Here is an 18,678-nt window from a genome sequence, read left to right as displayed (position 1 = left end):
GCGGAGCACCCCGCCAGGATGCGGGCATGGGTCCTCACATACGGCGCATACGGAACACGCAGCGCATACGGAACACGCGCCACACGCGCTACGTACCGTACGTACGACACTGCCGCACCGCCCTGGTCGCAGCCCTGGCCTCCGCACTCCTCACCCCGGTCTCCGCCGTCTCGGCCACCGCGGCCAGCCCCAGACTCCCGGCGGGCACATTCGACGGACCCTGGCCGGCCGACGCCACCAGCCACCGTTTTCTGCCCGACGACCCCGCCACCTGCCACGCCCCCCACGCCCCCGGTCTCGCCGCCCGCCTGTCGCGCGACATCCACGCCGCGCTGTCGTCCAGGCGCGGCACGGTCTCCGTGGTCGTGCGCGACGACCTGGGCCTGGTCTGCGAGCTGGCGGGCGAGCGCCAGTACGACTCCGCGAGCGTCGCCAAGGTGCTGATCATGGAGGGGCTGCTGCGGCGGGCCGAGAAACTGGGCCGGTCACTCACCCGCTGGGAGACCGCGAACGTACGCCCCATGATCGTCAGCTCGGACAACGCCGCCGCCCGGCGCCTGTGGACCACCCAGGGCCACAGCCACCTGAACGGTTTCCTCGCCCGGGTCCGTACCCGCGCCACCGTCCTGGGCCCCGGCGGGTACTGGGGCCTCACCCGCACCACCGCCACCGACCAGATGCGCCTGCTGGGCGTCCTGACGAACACCCGCTCCTTCCTTCGCACCCGCGCCTACGGCCTCGGACTGCTCGCCGAGGTCCGCGCGGACCAGCGCTGGGGCGTCCCCGCGGGCATGCCGCGCGGCTTCAAGGCACACGTAAAGAACGGCTGGCTGCCCCGCTCCACCCACGGCTGGCGCGTCCACAGCGTCGGCGCGTTCTCGGGCAAGTTCTCGGGCGAGCCGGGCAGGGACCGTACGTACCGGATCGTCGTTCTGACCCACGACAACCCCACCAAGTCGTACGGCGTTCGCACCATCGAACGCATAGCCCAGGTCGTGCACCGGGGCCTGGGACAGGCCCGCGGCCCCGGCCGCGCGCTCGTTCCGGAGACACCGGAGACACCGGAGACACCGGAGACACCGGAGACGCTGATCAGCGAGGAACCGGACGGCTCGGCTCCGTACGAGCCGCTGCCGGGCTGGGACGAACCGGAGCCGGGCGCCACACCCTGACCGCCACGGCGTACGCGGCGAACCCAACGGCCAGCCCGGCCCCCGCCCCGAAGCACACGGTGGGAATCAGCTCCCAGGGCTCGGCCCGCGACCCCCAGTAGTCCCACCACCGCGTCGCCCGCCGCACGGCCGCCACCGCCGCGCAGCCGCCGACCAGCGCCCCCGCGAGCCAGCGGTCACGCGCCGAGAGCACGGGCACTCCCACCGGTTCGGCGTCGGGCTGCCGCCGCAGGGCCACCACCAGGAACGCCGCGATCACCACGGCCGCGAGCGCCGAACCGCCGTACTGCAGATACCAGTACAGGGGCGAGCCGGCGATCTCCCGCCCGAGGACGGGCAGGACCCGCATGCCCCACCGGTCGAGATGCGTGAACGCGTCCCACACGACATGGGTGAGCGCCCCGGACACCGCCGACACGTACCACCACAGGGCGAGCGAGGGACGCGGACGGGCGCGCGGCGCACCGCACCGCAGGAAGGCGCCGATCCGTCCCTGCCGGCCCCGCGGCAGCAGTGCCACCAGCGGCTCCCGCAGTACCAGCCAGGCGCCCACGAGCGCCCAGGCGACCAGGACGTCGAAGGTGAACACTCCGGTGAAGGAGTGCGTGAAATCGCCGAACTCCATTGCCTCCGGCAGCACACTCGCCGCGTAATAGGTCATGTCGGGCGCGAACGAACCGGCCACGAGCACGGCAGGAACCAGCCGCCCCCGTCCGGACCCGTCGGCGCGCACCGCCGGCAGGACGGCCGCGGCATGACTGAGAGTGAACGGCAACTGGGCTCCAAGCGAACAGCATTGACGGACCCGGAGAGTGTGGGGGATGCCGATCCGGCACGTCCTGGTCATCCAGGGGCGGACAGTCCCGGCCGCCCCATGATCGGTGACGTCCAGTATGCGGAAACGGTTCCCGGGTCCCCGGCATGGCGAGGAGCCGCCGGGGAAGGACAAACGGGATATGGCCAACCGGTGAAGACCGGGTCCGAACAGGTGTCTGCGCGGCAGAAGTTGTCGTAGGGTCGCCTGGGCCGCCGTATGGGGGGCATACGGCCGCACGACCGGACAGCAGGGGAACGCGCGGAGCACGGACGGACGTCCACGGGAGGGTTCACGCAATGGCGGCGCAATTCGGCAAGCGAGTCGTCAAGGGGGCGGCGACCACGGCCTTGGCCGCACTCGCGGTCGCGGCTCTGTCCGCATCCCAGGCCCCTGGTGTCACGGACACCCCCCAAGGCAGACAGAACGCCAACTCCCAGCCCTCGCCCGATGCGAACGCCGACGACAGCGCGACCGGCAACTCGCCCTATTACACGGACCTCCCGCCGCTCAACAGCCCGACACCGTCACCCAGTGCGAGCAGCGACACCCCCGGTGTCGCGGGTGACGCCGAAGCGGGCATACCCGCGACCGTCCTCGACGCCTACAAGAAGGCCGAGACGTCGCTGGCCGGTTCCAAGCCCGGGTGCAACCTCCCCTGGCAACTCCTCGCGGCCATCGGCAAGGTCGAGTCCGGACAGGCCCGCGGCGGCAAGGTCGACGCCAACGGAACCACGATCACCCCGATCCTCGGCCCGGTCCTCAACGGCGTCGGCTTCGCGCGGATCACGGACACCGACGGCGGCGCGTACGACGGGGACACCACGCATGACCGCGCGGTGGGCCCCATGCAGTTCATCCCCTCCACCTGGGAATGGTCGGGCCGCGACGGCAACGGCGACGGCAAGAAGGACCCCAACAACATCTACGACGCGGCCCTCGCGGCCGGCCACTACCTGTGCCGGTTCAACTGGGACCTGTCCACCAGCGCCGACCTCAGGCGCGCCATCCTCAGCTACAACAACTCGACGGACTATCTGAACACCGTCCTGTCGTGGCTGGAGTACTACCGCAAGGGCACCCACGAGGTTCCGGACGGCACGGGCTCGCTGCCCTCCAACCGCAGCGACAGCGGCACCGGTAGCGGCACCGGCAACGGAGGTACGAACTCCGGTCCGACGTCTACGCCCTCCACCCCGCCCAGCAACCAGAACCCCGGCGGCACCACGAAGCCGAAGCCGCCCAGCACGACCCCGCCCACGACGACCCCGCCCACCACCCCGCCCGCCACGACGCCTCCGGCGTCCCCGTCACCCACGCCCACCGAGACGGTGGATCACCTGGAGGACGCGGGCACCGGGAAGCTCACCGCGACCGCGGGCGATACCTTCGCGGAGAAGATCAGCGCCCGCACGGAGACCAAGGCCGGCAAGGCCGTCGCGAAGGTCCGGGTGCGGTTCACGATCACCGGCGACACCGACACGACCTTCACCGGTGGCGAGAGCGTCGCGACCGTGGTCACCAACGCCTCCGGTGTGGCGACCGCGCCCGCGCTCAAGGCCGGCGAGAAGACCGGCGGCTTCAAGGTGCGCGCCACCGTCGTCGGCCGCACCGTCTCGGGCCTCGACTACGCGGCGACGGTCACCGCACGCCAGGCCGACGCCCTCGCCCGCACCGCCGACACCGCGCTGACGTGTGTCCCCGGCGGCGAGTTCGCGGACCTGGTCGAGGTGAAGGCCACGTACAAGGGCGCCGTCGCGGACGGTGTCGCCGCGACCGCCACGCTCATCAAGGCGGCGGACGACGCGGCCGAGAACGACAAGGGCCCGTACTTCAAGGACGCGGACGGCAAGACGGTACGCACCCTCGCGGGCCTCAAGACGGGCACGGACGGCCTGTTGAAGCTGCCGAAGCTGTACGCGGACGACACGGCGGGCACGTACCTGCTGCGGATCACCACGACCGGCGGCGCGACCCTGACCGTCGAGCTGAAGGTGGCGGCGGCGGCCTCGTAGCCCCGAAGACGCGTCGGCCGCGCCCCCTCACCCGTCGGTGAGGGGGCGCGGCCGTTGTGTGCGCGACGTGTTCTCATCTGGCCCGCCCGTTGCTACGGTGCCCGACCTGACGATGTATCAGTTCCGTGGTGCCGGTTCCGCTCCATGTACTCGGTTCCGCCTGTGCCGGGAGGCCCGCATGCGTGCCCTGATCGCCGCCGCGACCGGTCTGGCCCTCGCGTTCGCGCTGGTCCTCCTCGTCACGGCCATGGGTTCACCGTCGGCCGAGACCTCTCCGAAACCGCTGCTCACCACTGTCCCGAGCCACCCGTAGCGCACACCCGTAGAGCACACCCGTGACGCACACCCACCACGCTCAGGGAGGGCCGCCGAGATGCGCCGCAAGGCCAGCCTGATCCTGCTCGCCCTCGCCGTGTTCTTCGCGGCGCTGTCCCCGCTGCTGCGCTGGTACGCCTTCCCGCGCGTGGCCAAGGTCCCCGCCGACCAGTACCAGGACATGGTCCTTGAGGCGAAGGGCGCGACGCTTCTCGACTACGGCTCGATGACCGCCAAGAAGGTCGACAAGGTCACCGTCGTCCAGACCCTCAAGGGCAACGTCGAGGCCTCCGAGAGGATCGAGAGGACCGCCAACCGCGATGTCGTCGTCTGGGACGGCCTCTCCTACGTCCAGGGCCCCGACGGCGAGATGGTCTCCAGGATCCCCGAGCGGTACATCTTCGACGCGCACACCCAGGAACCCGTCCACGCCACCGGCGAGAGCGTCGACGGCGACCCCGTCAGGCGCGCGGGCATCGAGTTCAAGTGGCCCTTCCGTACGGAGAAGAGGGACTACGAGTACTTCGACGCGCAGGCCCGGATCACCGAACCCATCCACTACAAGGGCACACAGAACTTCCGGGGCGTCGACGTCTACTACTTCGAGCAGACCATCCCCTGGACCGAGGTGCCCTTCCCGAAGGTCATGCCCGTCGAAGGCATCACCGCGGAGTCGGTCGCCAAGACGGGTACGACCCGCTGGTACACCACGGTCCGCAAGTTCTGGGTCGAACCTGTCACCGGAGCACCTGTCTACGGGGAGGAGATCCACCGGGAGGAGCTGCGCGGCGGCACCCTCCTGGGCGACCGGGACAAGGTGACCGCCTTCGCCGGACACGTGAAGATGCGCGAGGACTACATCCGCTCGACCGTCGACCTGGTCAAGTCCCAGCGGCTCGCCGTCGCGCTGATGTCCTCGTACCTGCCCTGGGGCTTCCTCGTCCTGGGGGTCGGACTCCTGGCGCTCTCCCTCTACCTGGAGGCCCGCGGTCGCCGTCCGGGCGACCCGTCACCGACGCGGACCCGGGAGCCGGAGCCGCTGAGCGCCTGAGAGGTTCAGCCCCTGCCGAGGCGGGCGTTCGTGTGCCGGGTCGGCCGCGCGCCCGCCGGGTCCTCGGGCCAGGGGTGCTTCGGATACCGCCCGCGCAGCTCCGCCCGTACGCTCCGGTAGCCGTCCTTCCAGAAGGACGCGAGGTCGGAGGTGACGGCGGCCGGGCGCCCCGCGGGCGACAGCAGATGCACCTGTACGGGCACCCCCGCGACCGTGGGTGACTCCTGCGCCCCGAACATCTCCTGCAGTTTCACCGCGAGCACCGGCCGCTCGGGATCCGCGTAGTCGATCCGGATCCTGGACCCGCTCGGCACCTCGAACCGCTCCGGCGCCAACTCGTCGAACCGGGCCGCCTCCCCGGACGCCCACGGCATCAGCCGGCCCAGCGCCTGCCCGGCCTGGACGCGCTCCAGATCGGCCCGCCGCCGCGCCCGGCCCAGCTCCGGTTCCAGCCACTCGTCCACGCGCGCGTGGAGCGCGTCGTCCGACACGTCGGGCCAAGGGGCGCCGACCTGCCGGTACAGGAACCCGAGCCGCTGCCGCAGCACCTCGGCGTCCCGGGACCACCGCAACAGCCCGAACCCCTCCGCCGCCAGCCCTTCGAGCAACGCCTCCCGTACGAGTCCGGGGTCGGCGTTGCGCAACGGGCGTACCGCCAGTTCCACGGCTCCCAGCCGCCGGACCCGCCGCGCCACCACGTCCCCGGCGTCCCAGCGCACCTCGTCACCCTCCGCGTACAGGGCTCCCGCCGCCTCGCGCGCGACCTCCTCGTCGACCACGGCCCCGAGCCGCACGCGCGCGTGCCCCGCGTTCAGCGGCCGGTCGGCGACAGCGACGGCGATCCAGGCGGCATCCCGCAGCCCACTGGCCTCCCCGACCTCGGCCCGCGTCCCGGCCACCATGAGAAAGGACCCCCCTTGCCGCCGGGCGACCCGCTCAGGAAAGGCGAGCGCGGCAACGAGCCCGACGGCATGGTCGTCACCGATGCCTCTCGCCTCGGCGTGGGGCGCCCCGAAAGGGGCGCGGGGAACTGCGCGACCGGCCACGACGGACCCGCGGTCATCGGTCGACCCTCCCGCCGCGCCGGGCGCAGCCCGGGACGGGACCGCGGCCCGCAGCCGCCGGACCTCGGCCCGCCACCGTCCGGCATACGCGTCACCCCCGCGGCGCGCGGCCCGCAACGCGGCGGCGAGATCGTCGCCGTAAGACCGCGGCGGCTCCTCACTCAGCAGGGCGACCACTTCCGCGGCCCGCTCGGCACCGAGGGACGCCCCGGCGTCCAACAGCGCACGCCCCAGCCGTGGATGCAGCCCCAGCCGCGACATCCGTACACCCCGATCGGTCGGACGCCCGTCCGGGCCCACCGCGCGGACGGCCTCCAGAACGCCCCGCGCGGCCGCCATGGCGCCCGCCGGCGGCGGATCCAGGAGAGATAGCCCCGAGGCGTCGGGATCGCCCCAGCAGGCCGCCTGGAGGGAGAACGCCGTCAGGTCGGCCACTTTGATCTCCGGCGAGGGGAAACGCGGCAGGCGCCCGTCCTCGGCCTCCGTCCAGCACCGGTACACCGTCCCCGGAGCCTCGCGCCCCGCCCGCCCGGCCCGCTGCCTCCCGGCGGCCTGCGAGGCCCGTACGGTCGTCAGCGCGCTCAGGCCGCGCGCGTGGTCCACCCTCGGCTCGCGCGCCAGTCCGCAGTCCACGACCACCCGCACACCCGGAACCGTCAGCGACGACTCGGCCACCGACGTGGCGAGGACGACCCGGCGCCGGGTACCGCCGGAGAGCACCGCGTCCTGCACGGCCGTCGGCGCCCGCCCGTGCACCTGTAGTACCTCGACATCGCCGAGCACGCCGAGCTGCCCGGCGACCCGCGCGATCTCCCCGACGCCGGGGAGGAAGCACAGGACATCCCCGTCCCGTTCGGAGAGCGCCCGGCGGACCACCGACGCCACATGGGTCAGCAACACCGGATCCACCCGCATCCCATGGGGTGGCCGCACAGGGCGCGCGGACGGCGCCCACACCACCTCGACCGGATGGGAGACGCCCGCCGCCTCCACCACCGGCACACCGCCGAGCAGCCGGGCCCAGCCCTCGGCGTCGGTGGTCGCCGACGCGGCCACCAGCCGCAGCTCGGGGCGCAGCGCGGCCCGGACGTCCAGCAGGAACGCCGCCGCCGTGTCCGCGTCCAGATGGCGTTCGTGGCACTCGTCGAGCACGACCACGTCGACGCCCGCCAGTTCCGGGTCCCGCTGCAGCCGTTGCAGCAGCACCCCGGTCGTGACGACCTCCACGCGCGCGCGTGGCCCGACCACCCGTTCCCCGCGGACGGTGAATCCGACGCTCTCCCCGACCTTCTCGCCGAGCAGCCACGCCATCCGCCGCGCGGCGGCCCGCGCCGCGATCCGCCGCGGCTCGGCCACCACGACCCGCCGCGCCGGCTCGTCGCCGACGAGCCCGGCGAGCACCAGGGGCACGAGGGTCGTCTTGCCCGTGCCGGGCGGTGCGACGAGCACCGCGGCGCCACGGTCCTCAAGGGCGTCCCTCAGGCCGGGCAGCGCGCCGCGTACGGGCAGCGCGTCCAGGGCGTCATGACGGATCACACGATCACATGCTCGGTACGGGTCACCCGCTCAGTCTCTCCCCCGGCCTCCGGCCGGGGGTGCCCCCGTCTCGCTTCGCTCGCACACGAAGATCGCCGTGCCCGGGATCAGGTTTCCCCGGAGGGGCGACCAGCCGCCCCACTCCTGGGTGTTCCAGGCGGGCCACTCGGGCTCGACCAGGTCGATGAGCCGGAAACCGCCCGCCACCACGTCCCGGACGCGGTCGCCGACCGTCCTGTGGTGCTCGACGTACACCGCGTTCCCGTCCTCGTCCTGCTCGACGTACGGCGTGCGGTCGAAGTACGAGGAGGCCACGCTCAGCCCCTCGGGTCCCGGCTCGTCGGGGAAGGCCCAGCGGACCGGATGCGTGACGGAGAAGACGAACCGGCCGCCCGGCCGCAGCACCCGGCGCACCTCCCGGAGGACCGTCACGGGCTCGGCGACGAAGGGCAGCGCCCCGTACGCGGAGCACGCGAGGTCGAAGGAGCCGTCCGCGAAGGGCAGCGCCGTGGCGTCCGCCTCCACGAGCCGGACGCTGTCGGCGCCGATCCGCAGGGCGTGCTGGAGCTGCCGGTGCGAGAGGTCCAGGGCGACCGGACGGGCGCCCTGGGCTGCCAGCCAGCGCGAGCACTGGGCGGCCCCCGCGCCGATCTCCAGGACGTCCTTGTCCTTCAGGTCCTCCATCGGGCCCAGCAGCTCGGCCTCGATCTCGTCGAGGCCCTCGGGGCACCACACGAAACGGTCGTCGCCGAGGAACGTGCCGTGCTCGACCTGATAGTCGTCCGCGTTCCGGTCCCACCAGCCGCGATTGGCGCGGGAGCTCTCGGAGCCCCCCGCCGCGCGCCGGGTCGCCTCGGGCTCGGACGCTTCGAACCCGGGCTCTTCGAACTCGGACGCCTGCGGTGAGGACGCTTCGGGCCGGGGCTGTTCGGGCTCTTGGATGATCGGCTCCCTCGTATTAATCTGCGGTCACTTCCGTGCGGTCGTCATGGCGGCGGTCACGAAAGTGGCACCACGGAATCCGCGTGACCCCGTGGCGTTGCCTGATATGCGGCTGCCGCCGCGTGGGTCTTGTGCCGGGTATGCGGCGATCCGCCCCGGGTGTGCGCCTTCGCGCATTGACCCTGTCCGGCTGCCCCCGTATGCTACAAGTTGCGCTGCGGGCCTGCGCTCCTCAGACGTAGCAGGCTGCGCTCGCATCTGTCGTATGTCCCCTCGGTTTTCGAGGCGCCACCGGCGAGTGTTCTCATCGAACACGGCCCGGATTCGGCGCTTCCTTGGCTGTCCGGCTTCTTCAGAGCGAAACGGGCTCCCGGCGTAAGCAGTACCTACGACTCACTGTCCGTACCGGAGCCCTTTCCCACATGACGAGCAGCACCGAGACCACCTCTACCACGCCGCAGGTAGCGGTCAACGACATCGGTAACGAGGAAGCTTTCCTCGCCGCGATCGACGAGACGATCAAGTACTTCAACGACGGCGACATCGTCGACGGCGTCATCGTGAAGGTCGACCGGGACGAGGTCCTGCTCGACATCGGTTACAAGACCGAAGGTGTCATCCCGAGCCGCGAGCTCTCGATCAAGCACGACGTCGACCCGAACGAGGTCGTCAAGGTCGGCGACGAGATCGAAGCCCTTGTTCTCCAGAAGGAGGACAAGGAAGGCCGCCTGATCCTCTCGAAGAAGCGCGCCCAGTACGAGCGCGCCTGGGGCACCATCGAGAAGATCAAGGAAGAGGACGGCATCGTCACCGGCACCGTCATCGAGGTCGTCAAGGGTGGACTCATCCTTGACATCGGCCTCCGTGGCTTCCTGCCGGCATCTCTCGTCGAGATGCGCCGTGTCCGCGACCTCCAGCCCTACGTGGGCAAGGAGCTCGAAGCCAAGATCATCGAGCTGGACAAGAACCGCAACAACGTGGTCCTGTCCCGCCGTGCCTGGCTGGAGCAGACCCAGTCCGAGGTCCGCCAGACGTTCCTCACCACCCTCCAGAAGGGTCAGGTCCGTTCCGGCGTCGTCTCCTCGATCGTCAACTTCGGTGCCTTCGTGGACCTGGGTGGCGTCGACGGCCTGGTGCACGTCTCGGAGCTCTCCTGGAAGCACATCGACCACCCCTCCGAGGTTGTCGAGGTCGGCCAGGAAGTCACCGTCGAGGTCCTCGACGTGGACATGGACCGCGAGCGTGTCTCCCTGTCGCTGAAGGCGACGCAGGAAGACCCGTGGCAGCAGTTCGCCCGCACCCACCAGATCGGCCAGGTCGTGCCCGGAAAGGTCACGAAGCTGGTTCCGTTCGGTGCGTTCGTCCGCGTGGACGAGGGCATCGAGGGTCTGGTGCACATCTCCGAGCTGGCCGAGCGCCACGTGGAGATCCCGGAGCAGGTCGTCCAGGTCAACGACGAGATCTTCGTCAAGGTCATCGACATCGACCTTGAGCGCCGTCGCATCAGCCTCTCGCTGAAGCAGGCCAACGAGTCCTTCGGCGCGGACCCGGCCTCGGTCGAGTTCGACCCGACGCTGTACGGCATGGCCGCGTCGTACGACGACCAGGGCAACTACATCTACCCCGAGGGCTTCGACCCCGAGACCAACGACTGGCTCGAAGGTTACGAGTCCCAGCGTGAGGTGTGGGAGAACCAGTACGCCGAGGCGCAGACGCGCTTCGAGCAGCACCAGGCTCAGGTCATCAAGTCCCGCGAGGCGGACGCCCAGGCCGAGGCCGAGGGTGTCGCCACCCCCGGTGCGGCTCCGGCCGCCTCCAGCGGCAGCGGTGGCGGCGGTGGCGGTTCGTACTCCTCGGAGTCGGACGACAACTCCGGCGCCCTGGCGTCGGACGAGGCCCTGGCGGCTCTGCGCGAGAAGCTCGCCGGCGGCCAGAGCTGAAAGCTCACCGCCAGCGGTAGCTAGCTGGTAACCGCGGGCCCGCACCCACTTGGGTGCGGGCCCGCGGTGCGTTGTCCCCGCACCCGCCCCCTCCCACCCGTCCCCGTCCCTGCGCCCGCATTCGCCGCAGGCGCCACAGTCTCGCGCGCGTGCCCGACGTGGGCATGAGAAGCCGGTAAGAGGCGCAGTGAAGCGGTGTGAACCGGGAATGCCCCTGGTCCGGCCCGTGTTGTCGCATACGAACACGAGGAGGAGCGGTCACAGTGCTTGATCCGCAGGGTTTGTACGCATGGGAGCCGAAGGGCCTGGCCGTGGTCGACGTGGCACTCGCCCAGGAGTCGGCCGGTCTTGTCATGCTCTACCACTTCGACGGATACATCGACGCGGGCGAGACCGGCGACCAGATCGTCGACCGGGTGCTCGACTCGCTGCCCCACCAGGTCGTCGCGCGTTTCGACCACGACCGGCTCGTGGACTACCGCGCCCGCCGCCCGCTGCTGACGTTCAAGCGCGACCGCTGGGCCGACTACGAGGAGCCCACGCTGGATGTGCGGCTCGTCCAGGACGCCACCGGCGCGCCCTTCCTGCTGCTCTCCGGGCCCGAACCGGACGTGGAGTGGGAGCGCTTCGCCGCGGCCGTCCAGCAGATCGTGGAGCGCCTCGGCGTCCGGCTGTCCGTCAACTTCCACGGCATCCCCATGGGCGTCCCGCACACCCGCCCCGTGGGCCTCACCCCGCACGGCAACCGCACGGACCTCGTGCCCGGCCACCGCAGCCCCTTCGACGAGGCCCAGGTGCCGGGCAGCGCCGAGTCCCTGGTCGAGTACCGCCTCATGGAGGCCGGACACGACGTCCTCGGAGTCGCCGCGCACGTGCCCCACTACATCGCCCGTTCCCCGTACCCGGACGCCGCTCTGACGGTCATGGAGTCGATCACGGCCGCGACCGGCCTGGTCCTGCCGGGCATCGCGCACGGGCTGCGCACCGAGGCGCACCGTACGCAGACGGAGATCGACCGGCAGATCCAGGAGGGCGACGAGGAACTCGTCGCCCTGGTCCAGGGACTTGAGCACCAGTACGACGCCGCCGCGGGCGCCGAGACGCGGGGCAACATGCTCGCCGAGCCGGTGGACATCCCGTCCGCGGACGAGATCGGGATGGAGTTCGAGAAGTTCCTCGCAGAGCGGGAAGGTGATGCGTAGCTCGCTCTTCGCGGCGGCTACGCGGTTCCGCTCCGCGGGGTTGTGTTCTGGGTGCGGGTGCGGGTGCGGGTTCGGTGGGGGCTGGGCGCGCAGTTCCCCGCGCCCCTGACGGGGCCCAGGCAAGCCCCGGGCTTATGCTGCTGGGCATGTTGAAGGTGGGACTGACCGGTGGGATCGGGGCCGGTAAGAGTGAGGTGTCGCGGCTGCTCGTGGAGCACGGTGCCGTGCTGATCGACGCCGACAGGATCGCGCGGGAGGTCGTCGCGCCGGGAACACCGGGGCTTGCGGCCGTGGTCGACGCCTTCGGTAAGGAAGTGCTCGCCACGGACGGCACCCTCGACCGGCCGAAGCTCGGCTCCGTCGTCTTCGCGGACCCGGACAGGCTCGCCGTGCTGAACTCGATCGTGCACCCCTTGGTGGGCGCCCGGTCCCGCGAGCTCGAAGAGGCCGCTTCGGCGGACTCCGTCGTCGTGCACGACGTGCCCCTGCTCGCGGAGAACGGCCTCGCGAAGCTGTACGACCTCGTGATCGTGGTCGACGCCAGTACGCGGACACAGCTCGACCGGCTCGTCCGGCTGCGCGGCATGACCGAGGAGGACGCCCGCGCCCGTATGGCGGCCCAGGCCACCCGCGAGAAGCGCCGGGAGATCGCGGACGTCGTCATCGACAACGACGTGCCCCTGGAAACGCTGCGGCAACGGGTGCGGGATGTGTGGGCGGATCTTGAGCGGCGCGCCGGGGCGGTCGGGGAGTAGCGGGTGTCCTCGGAATAGTGGGTGTCCGCGAGGCGTTGATCCCCGGCAGCGAGGGAAGGAATGTGCCGTGCCCGAGACCAGCGGATTCGCCGGACGTACTCCGGAGACGCATGTCATCGACTTCCGTGCCGCCGAGCAGTTGCTCGCCGCGCGGGATCCCAGGGGCGCGGTGAAGCTGCTCGACAACGTCATCGCCGCGTACCCGGAGAACACGGCTGCGCGGCTGCTGCGCGCGCGTGCCTTCTTCGCCGCGGCACAGCTTCGGCCCGCCGAGCTGGAGTTCACCATCGTGCTGGAGCGCGAACCGGACAACGCCTTCGCGCACTTCGCGCTCGCCCGCACCTACGAGCGCTCCGGGCAGCCGGCGCAGGCCATGCGCCACTTCCGGCTCGCGGCGGCGCTGGACCCGCAGCCGGAGTACCTGGCCGCGGCACGGTTCGACTCCTGAGCCGGGCTCGTTCTCGGCCCTGGCCTGGGTCCTGGTCCTGAGCCGAACCACTGCTGGGTTCGGCGTGGGTGGCGGGCGCGGCCAGGTTCACACACTCAGCCACAGGCGCGCTCGCAGCGCACTGCGCGCGGTTGTCGGTTCACTGCCTGTACGCATAGGGATCACTACTCCTACCGGAAAAACGTACTCTTCGTAGTGCACATTTCACCTGGAGCGGGCGGGCGAGCGAGCGGACGGGGAGCGGCTGTGCTGGTGGAGGAGCTGCGGGCGGACGAGAAGCTCGCCGGATGGCTGAGGGACCTGGAGAGCGAGGGCGTACCGCGCACGGAGGCGGCGCTTCCCGACGCGATCGAGCTGCCGGACGTACTGCTCGATCTCGCGGTACCGCACGAGTGCGTCAACGAACTCGTCGCACTGCGCGCCCGGCTGGCGGCGGACCCGGAGGCGTTGACGCTGCTCGGGCTGTGCGTCGACCGGTTCGTACGCGACATGGGAAAGATCGGCGGGGGATGGGAACCGCCGGCGTTCCCTGAGTCCACCGGGGCGCTGGGCCGTACCTTCCAGGTGTTCGTCTTCATCGCCGCGCTGCCGTATGTGCGCGCCTACCACCGGCGGCGGGACATCCCGGCGGACGTGTCCCGGCGCACCCTCGCGGACCTGGGCCGGAACCTGGCCGTGCACCGGCGGCGGACCGGCACGACGGGGCTGCTGGTGCCGTGGTGGATCGGGCTGCACTTCCACGGGGAGCTGTACCAGCTGGGGCGGCTGCAGTTCCAGCGCGCCCGGCTGGGCGGGCGCACCGGGCAGGCGGCGGCGGACGCGGGGCTCGGCACGGGGCCCGGTGAACCGTGTCTGAGTCTGCACATCGCCGACTTCAGGGGGCCGCTGTCACCGGAGGCGTGCGACCGGTCGCTGGACCTGGCGCGGGACTTCTTCGCGCGCCACTACCCGGACGAGCACCACGCGGTGGCGGTCTGCCACTCCTGGCTGCTCGACCGTCAGTTGACGCGGTATCTGCCCGTCGGCTCCAACATCGTGCGCTTCCAGGAACGGTTCCGGATCGCCTGCGAGGAGACGAAGGCTGACGACAAGGCACCCGTCGCGTTCGTCTTCGGCGACCCCGAGCTACCGGTGGCGGACCTTCCGCGGCGGACCGGCGTGGAGCGGGCGGTGGGGGACCATCTGCGGGCGGGCGGTCACTGGTACGGCGGCCACGGGTGGTTCGCGCTCTGAGTGTCGCTTCGGCGAGCCCCAGCCCCGTGGCGCGATCACGTCTCACTCGAACGGGTGAGACGGGCGGGAGTGGGAACGAGAGTGCGAGCGTGGGCCGTTGGGCGGGTATGACGATCGAGATGCGTGAGGGATACGAAGGGACGGGGCCCGGTGCCATCACACCGGACGGCTGCGCGGTGGAGCTGTACGCGCGGCTGTCCGTGGGGGAGGAGCCGGACATCATCGCCTCGGCCGTGCCGGCGGGGGCGCACATCCTTGAACTGGGCAGCGGAGTGGGACGTATGACCCATCCGCTCCTGGAGCGGGGCTTCACGGTGACGGCCGTGGACGAGTCCGCGGAGATGCTGGAGAGGGTGCGAGGGGCGCGCACGATACGCGGTGCCATCGAGACGCTCGACCTGGGCGAGAAGTTCGACGTCGTGATGCTCGCTTCGTTCCTCGTGCACGCCGGAGACGCCGGTGTCCGGCGCGGAATGCTGGACGTGTGCCGGAGCCATGTCGCGGACGGCGGCTGTGTGCTGATCCAGCGGGAGGGCGAGGATTACCACACCGACCTGCCGCGCGAGCGGCTCGATCCCAGTGGGTTCACGATCCGGATGCTGTCCGCGGAGCCTGCCGGGGACGGGGTCAACTCGGTGCGCGCGGAGTACGTGTTCCCGGACGCCGTATGGACGCAGACGTTCCTCGCCCGGCCGCTCAGCCAGGAGGAGTTCGAGGAGGCACTGGGAGAGGCGGGGCTGCGGGTGGGCCGGTATCTGACGGAGGACCGGGTGTGGGTGCGGGCGGTGCCGGTGGAGTGACCTTTACGCCTCCCAGGGCGAGTCGGAGGACCGGGTGATTCCGCGTGAGCCGATGAGTTGTCGTCGCGGGGCGATGAGTTTCGGGAGGCGGGCCGGTCTACCTCTGTGACAGCAACGCGAGCCGTTGCACCCGGAGATCCCAGGAGAACCCCATGTCCGAGACCACCGTCCCCGCCGCCTCCGCCCCGGCCGCCGCGTCCGGCACCGTCGTCGCCGAGTCGGCGACCACCCGTGGGCGCCGTGCCCGCCTCGCCCTGAAGGGGCTGCAGATCCTGCTCGCGCTCTTCTACGTGATCGCGAGCGCGCTGCCCAAGCTCGTCGCCCACTCCTCGGCGGTCGAGTCGTTCGACGAGATCGGCTGGGGCAGCGCCGGGATGTACACCATCGGACTTCTCGAACTGGCCGGCGGCATCGCGCTGTTGATACCTGTGCTGGCCTCCGTGGCAGCCGTGTCGCTGAGCGCGCTGATGATGGGCGCGTTCATCACCCAGGTCACCGTGTTCGACGGGGAGTACGCGGCGACCCCGCTCATCCTGATAGTGCCGCTCGCACTGATCGCCTGGGCGCGACGGGGGCGGGCGGCGGAACTGGTAAGGCTCCTGCGGCGCCGGTCCTGAAGCGTGGGACGAGTGGGTGCTCTAGGGCCTGTCTGGCAATTCCCGTCGTCGCCCGGAGGGCGGCCTCGCGGCGTCAGGCGCGTGCTCTGGGGGTCCCCCCGGCCGGAGGCTGGGGGAGTGCCGGGCGCAGGGCCTCGTACTGGACGTACTTGGCTCTGTGTCCGGTGCGGCGAGAGTGCGTGCATGGCGTCGCGAGGCAGGCGGGAATTGCCAGACAGGCCCTAGCCCGCCTACTCGGGCGGGCCGAGTCCTCGCAGGCGTTCCAGCTCCCGGCGGTCGCGCTTGGTGGGGCGGCCCGTGCCCCGGTCGCGGATGCCCGCGGGGGCGACGGCCTCGCGGGGCGGGGGCGGGGGACTGTTGTCGACGTAGCACTCGGCGGCGACCGGAGGCCCGACGCGCTTGCGGATCACGCGCTTCACGATGACGATCCGCTCCCGGTCCGCATGGCGGAGGCGGACCTCGTCACCGACGCGGACGGCGTACGCGGGCTTGACCCGTTCGCCGTTCACCCGGACGTGGCCGCCCCGGCAGGCGGTGGCGGCCATGGAGCGGGTCTTCATGAGGCGTACGGACCAGATCCAGCTGTCGACGCGCACGGTCTCGCTGCTCGCGGGCGCGGATGCCTTCGCGACGGCCACGGCGTCGGTCGCGTCCCTGGCCGCGTCCCCGGTTACGTCGCCGGTCGCGGAAGCGGCTGTGGTGGCATCGACGACACCGGCGCCGTCGGCAGCGGCGGAGTCGTCAGCGCTCGGCCCGGCGTTCCCGCGCCGCCCCGCCTCGTTCCTCTGAGTCCCTGAAGCCATGGTCCGACCTTAGTCCTCGGCGGGCGTGGGGCCGGAATCGTTTTCCGTCGCGTGGAGCCGGGTTCTCGCCGGGCATACCGTGGCGGCATGAAGCAGGAGCGCAGCCTGGCAGAACTGGACCAGCGGATCGCCGGGTGCCGGGCCTGCCCGCGGCTGGTCGAGTGGCGGGAGGAAGTGGCCCGGACGAAACGGGCCGCCTTCGCGGACTGGACGTACTGGGGCCGTCCGGTGCCGGGATTCGGCCCGCCGGACGCCTCGCTCCTCGTGGTCGGGCTCGCGCCCGCGGCGCACGGCGGGAACCGGACCGGTCGGATGTTCACGGGAGACCGGTCCGGGGACGTGCTGTACGCGGCGCTGCACGACGTGGGCCTCGCCTCGCAGCCCACGTCCGAGAGCGCCGGCGACGGGCTGGCCCTGTACGGCGTCCGTGTCACGTCGCCCGTGCACTGCGCGCCGCCTGCCAACAAGCCGACGCCGGAGGAGCGGAACACCTGCCGCCCCTGGCTCGTGAACGAACTGCGACTGCTCGCACCCACCCTCCGGGCGGTCGTCGTGCTCGGCGGTTTCGGCTGGCAGGCCGCGCTGCCCGCGTTCACCGAGGCGGGCTGGCAGGTGCCCCGGCCCCGGCCGGCCTTCGCCCACGGAGCCCGGGTCGAACTGGAGGGCCCGGAGGGCCGGCCGCTGCACCTCGTCGGCTGCTACCACGTCAGCCAGCGCAACACCTTCACCGGCCGGCTGACCCCGGACATGCTCCGGGACACCCTGCGCACGGCAGCCCGGTCGGCGGGTCTGCCGACCACGCCGGCGGTGCCGCCCACGGCTCCGTTCGCCCCGTAACCTCGCACTGCTCCGTAACCTCGCACTGCCCCGTAGCCGCACACCGCGCACAGCGGCCACTGCCCCGTACCCGTGCTCTGCTCCGTACCGCGCTAGGGTCGCGCGATGGGTCTGTATCCGGAGATCGAACCGTACGACCGGGGCATGCTCGATGTCGGTGACGGCAATCGGGTGTACTGGGAGACGTGCGGGAACCCGCGGGGCAAGCCGGCGGTCGTGCTGCACGGCGGGCCGGGTTCCGGTTGTACTCCCGGCTTCCGGCGTTACTTCGACCCGGCCGTGTACCGCGTCGTCCTGCTCGATCAGCGCGGCTGCGGACGGTCGACGCCGCACGCGAGCGCGTACGACACCGACATGAGTGTCAACACGACGGCGCGGCTGATCGGTGACCTGGAACTGCTGCGGCGGGAGCTGGACATCGGGCGGTGGCTCGTGTGGGGCGTCTCGTGGGGTTCGGTGCTCGGGCTGCGGTACGCGCAGACGCACCCGCGAGCCGTGTCGGAACTGGTGCTCGCGGGTGTCGCCACCGCGTCCAGTGCCGAAGTGGACCTCCTGACCAGGGGACTTGGCCAGGTCTTCCCTGAAGCCTTCGAACGGTTCCTCGCCGAGTTGCCCGCGGACGATCGTGACGGCAACCTCGCGGCCGCGTACAACCGGCTGATCGAGTCCCCCGACCCGGCGGTGCGGGCCAGGGCCGCGCGCGCCTGGACCGACTGGGAGACAGCGATCGTCCCGGCACCGCCGCGGTCGGTGCAGCGTTACGAGGACCCGGAGTTCCGTCTGGCCTTCGCCCGCACGGTCACCCACTACTTCGGCAACGACCACTTCCTCGGACTCCCCGAAGACGGACTCCCCGAAGACGGACGCTCCGAAGACGGACGCTCCGGGGGCGAGGGCCAGGCCGTCGTACTGCGTGACGCCCATCTCCTCAAGGGCGTCCCCGGCACCCTCGTCCAGGGCAGCCTCGACCTCGGGAACCTGCTGGGCGTCGTGTGGCGGCTGCACCATGCCTGGCCAGGCAGCGAGTTGGTCATGGTGGACGACGTGGGGCACAACGCCGGCGCGCCCGGTGTCGTGGACGAACTGGTCGCGGCCACCGACAGGTACGCGCCGCGGGGGGAAGCGCCCCTCTGA

Annotated in this window: 17 protein-coding genes and 1 pseudogene; 13 read left to right on the top strand and 5 right to left on the bottom strand. The window is 71.4% G+C overall.

Annotated elements, in window-relative coordinates:
• Positions 1 to 26 precede the first annotated feature (26 nt).
• Positions 27 to 1,172: a serine hydrolase gene (locus ACH4DZ_RS16680; RefSeq protein ID WP_398287844.1), complete on the top strand. Its 1,146-nt coding sequence runs from the start codon at positions 27 to 29 to the stop codon at positions 1,170 to 1,172.
• Here ACH4DZ_RS16680 and ACH4DZ_RS16675 read toward each other — a convergent pair.
• Positions 1,093 to 1,947 (bottom strand): DUF4184 family protein, encoded by an 855-nt coding sequence (locus tag ACH4DZ_RS16675; protein ID WP_398287843.1) that lies wholly within the window; start codon positions 1,945 to 1,947, stop codon positions 1,093 to 1,095. The genes ACH4DZ_RS16680 and ACH4DZ_RS16675 overlap by 80 nt on opposite strands.
• 338 nt (positions 1,948 to 2,285) lie before the next feature.
• Here ACH4DZ_RS16675 and ACH4DZ_RS16670 point away from each other — a divergent pair, with 338 nt between their 5' ends.
• The 3 genes from ACH4DZ_RS16670 (at position 2,286) to ACH4DZ_RS16660 (ending at position 5,367) form a co-directional block, all read left to right on the top strand.
• Positions 2,286 to 4,001 carry a lytic transglycosylase domain-containing protein gene (locus ACH4DZ_RS16670; protein ID WP_398287842.1) on the top strand — a complete coding sequence of 572 codons (1,716 nt, stop codon included), beginning with the start codon at positions 2,286 to 2,288 and terminating at the stop codon, positions 3,999 to 4,001.
• Between the two features lie 178 nt (positions 4,002 to 4,179).
• Entirely contained in the window at positions 4,180 to 4,314 is a 135-nt protein-coding gene (locus ACH4DZ_RS16665) for an SPW_0924 family protein (RefSeq protein ID WP_398287841.1), read from the top strand.
• Positions 4,315 to 4,374: 60 nt separating this feature from the next.
• On the top strand, positions 4,375 to 5,367 hold the full coding sequence (locus tag ACH4DZ_RS16660) for a DUF3068 domain-containing protein (protein WP_398287840.1): 993 nt from the start codon (positions 4,375 to 4,377) through the stop codon (positions 5,365 to 5,367).
• Between the two features lie 5 nt (positions 5,368 to 5,372).
• Here ACH4DZ_RS16660 and hrpB read toward each other — a convergent pair whose 3' ends face one another.
• Together hrpB and ACH4DZ_RS16650 are read right to left on the bottom strand one after the other, a co-directional pair.
• Positions 5,373 to 7,967: an ATP-dependent helicase HrpB gene (gene hrpB / locus ACH4DZ_RS16655; protein WP_398287839.1), complete on the bottom strand. Its 2,595-nt coding sequence runs from the start codon at positions 7,965 to 7,967 to the stop codon at positions 5,373 to 5,375.
• Positions 7,968 to 7,997: 30 nt separating this feature from the next.
• Entirely contained in the window at positions 7,998 to 8,930 is a 933-nt protein-coding gene (locus ACH4DZ_RS16650) for a class I SAM-dependent methyltransferase (protein WP_398288299.1), read from the bottom strand.
• A gap of 401 nt (positions 8,931 to 9,331) precedes the next feature.
• Between ACH4DZ_RS16650 and rpsA the strand changes: the two genes are divergently transcribed.
• From rpsA to ACH4DZ_RS16630, 4 genes are all read left to right on the top strand, one after another.
• Positions 9,332 to 10,849: a 30S ribosomal protein S1 gene (gene rpsA, locus ACH4DZ_RS16645; protein WP_398287837.1), complete on the top strand. Its 1,518-nt coding sequence runs from the start codon at positions 9,332 to 9,334 to the stop codon at positions 10,847 to 10,849.
• A gap of 263 nt (positions 10,850 to 11,112) precedes the next feature.
• Positions 11,113 to 12,051: a PAC2 family protein gene (locus tag ACH4DZ_RS16640; RefSeq protein ID WP_189770096.1), complete on the top strand. Its 939-nt coding sequence runs from the start codon at positions 11,113 to 11,115 to the stop codon at positions 12,049 to 12,051.
• Between the two features lie 146 nt (positions 12,052 to 12,197).
• Entirely contained in the window at positions 12,198 to 12,806 is a 609-nt protein-coding gene (gene coaE / locus ACH4DZ_RS16635; protein ID WP_398287836.1) for a dephospho-CoA kinase, read from the top strand.
• A 67-nt stretch (positions 12,807 to 12,873) separates the two neighbouring features.
• Entirely contained in the window at positions 12,874 to 13,254 is a 381-nt protein-coding gene (locus tag ACH4DZ_RS16630; protein WP_384816022.1) for a tetratricopeptide repeat protein, read from the top strand.
• Between the two features lie 90 nt (positions 13,255 to 13,344).
• Here ACH4DZ_RS16630 and ACH4DZ_RS16625 read toward each other — a convergent pair.
• Positions 13,345 to 13,410, bottom strand: a pseudogene (locus ACH4DZ_RS16625) (DUF6343 family protein); the annotation flags it as partial.
• Positions 13,411 to 13,554: 144 nt separating this feature from the next.
• On the opposite strand from ACH4DZ_RS16625, the gene ACH4DZ_RS16620 reads away from it, so the two are divergent.
• From ACH4DZ_RS16620 to ACH4DZ_RS16610, 3 genes are all read left to right on the top strand, one after another.
• The gene (locus ACH4DZ_RS16620; protein WP_398288298.1) at positions 13,555 to 14,487 is read left to right on the top strand and encodes an acyltransferase domain-containing protein; all 933 of its coding nucleotides are present in this window, start codon (positions 13,555 to 13,557) and stop codon (positions 14,485 to 14,487) included.
• A 119-nt stretch (positions 14,488 to 14,606) separates the two neighbouring features.
• Positions 14,607 to 15,287, top strand: coding sequence for a class I SAM-dependent methyltransferase (locus tag ACH4DZ_RS16615; RefSeq protein ID WP_398287835.1), 681 nt, complete (start codon positions 14,607 to 14,609; stop codon positions 15,285 to 15,287).
• Positions 15,288 to 15,439: 152 nt separating this feature from the next.
• Positions 15,440 to 15,904, top strand: coding sequence for a DoxX family protein (locus tag ACH4DZ_RS16610; protein ID WP_398287834.1), 465 nt, complete (start codon positions 15,440 to 15,442; stop codon positions 15,902 to 15,904).
• A 230-nt stretch (positions 15,905 to 16,134) separates the two neighbouring features.
• Here ACH4DZ_RS16610 and ACH4DZ_RS16605 read toward each other — a convergent pair whose 3' ends face one another.
• Positions 16,135 to 16,707 (bottom strand): RNA-binding S4 domain-containing protein, encoded by a 573-nt coding sequence (locus ACH4DZ_RS16605; RefSeq protein ID WP_398287833.1) that lies wholly within the window; start codon positions 16,705 to 16,707, stop codon positions 16,135 to 16,137.
• Positions 16,708 to 16,794: 87 nt separating this feature from the next.
• Between ACH4DZ_RS16605 and ACH4DZ_RS16600 the strand changes: the two genes are divergently transcribed.
• Positions 16,795 to 17,544 (top strand): uracil-DNA glycosylase, encoded by a 750-nt coding sequence (locus tag ACH4DZ_RS16600; protein ID WP_398287832.1) that lies wholly within the window; start codon positions 16,795 to 16,797, stop codon positions 17,542 to 17,544.
• Positions 17,545 to 17,649: 105 nt separating this feature from the next.
• On the top strand, positions 17,650 to 18,678 hold the full coding sequence (locus ACH4DZ_RS16595) for an alpha/beta fold hydrolase (RefSeq protein WP_398287831.1): 1,029 nt from the start codon (positions 17,650 to 17,652) through the stop codon (positions 18,676 to 18,678).

It is taken from the genome of Streptomyces sp. NPDC017991, assembly GCF_044328075.1.
Classification (GTDB): domain Bacteria; phylum Actinomycetota; class Actinomycetes; order Streptomycetales; family Streptomycetaceae; genus Streptomyces.
Note: the sequence above shows the minus strand (reverse complement) of the source record. Positions and strands in the feature narration are given on the sequence as shown.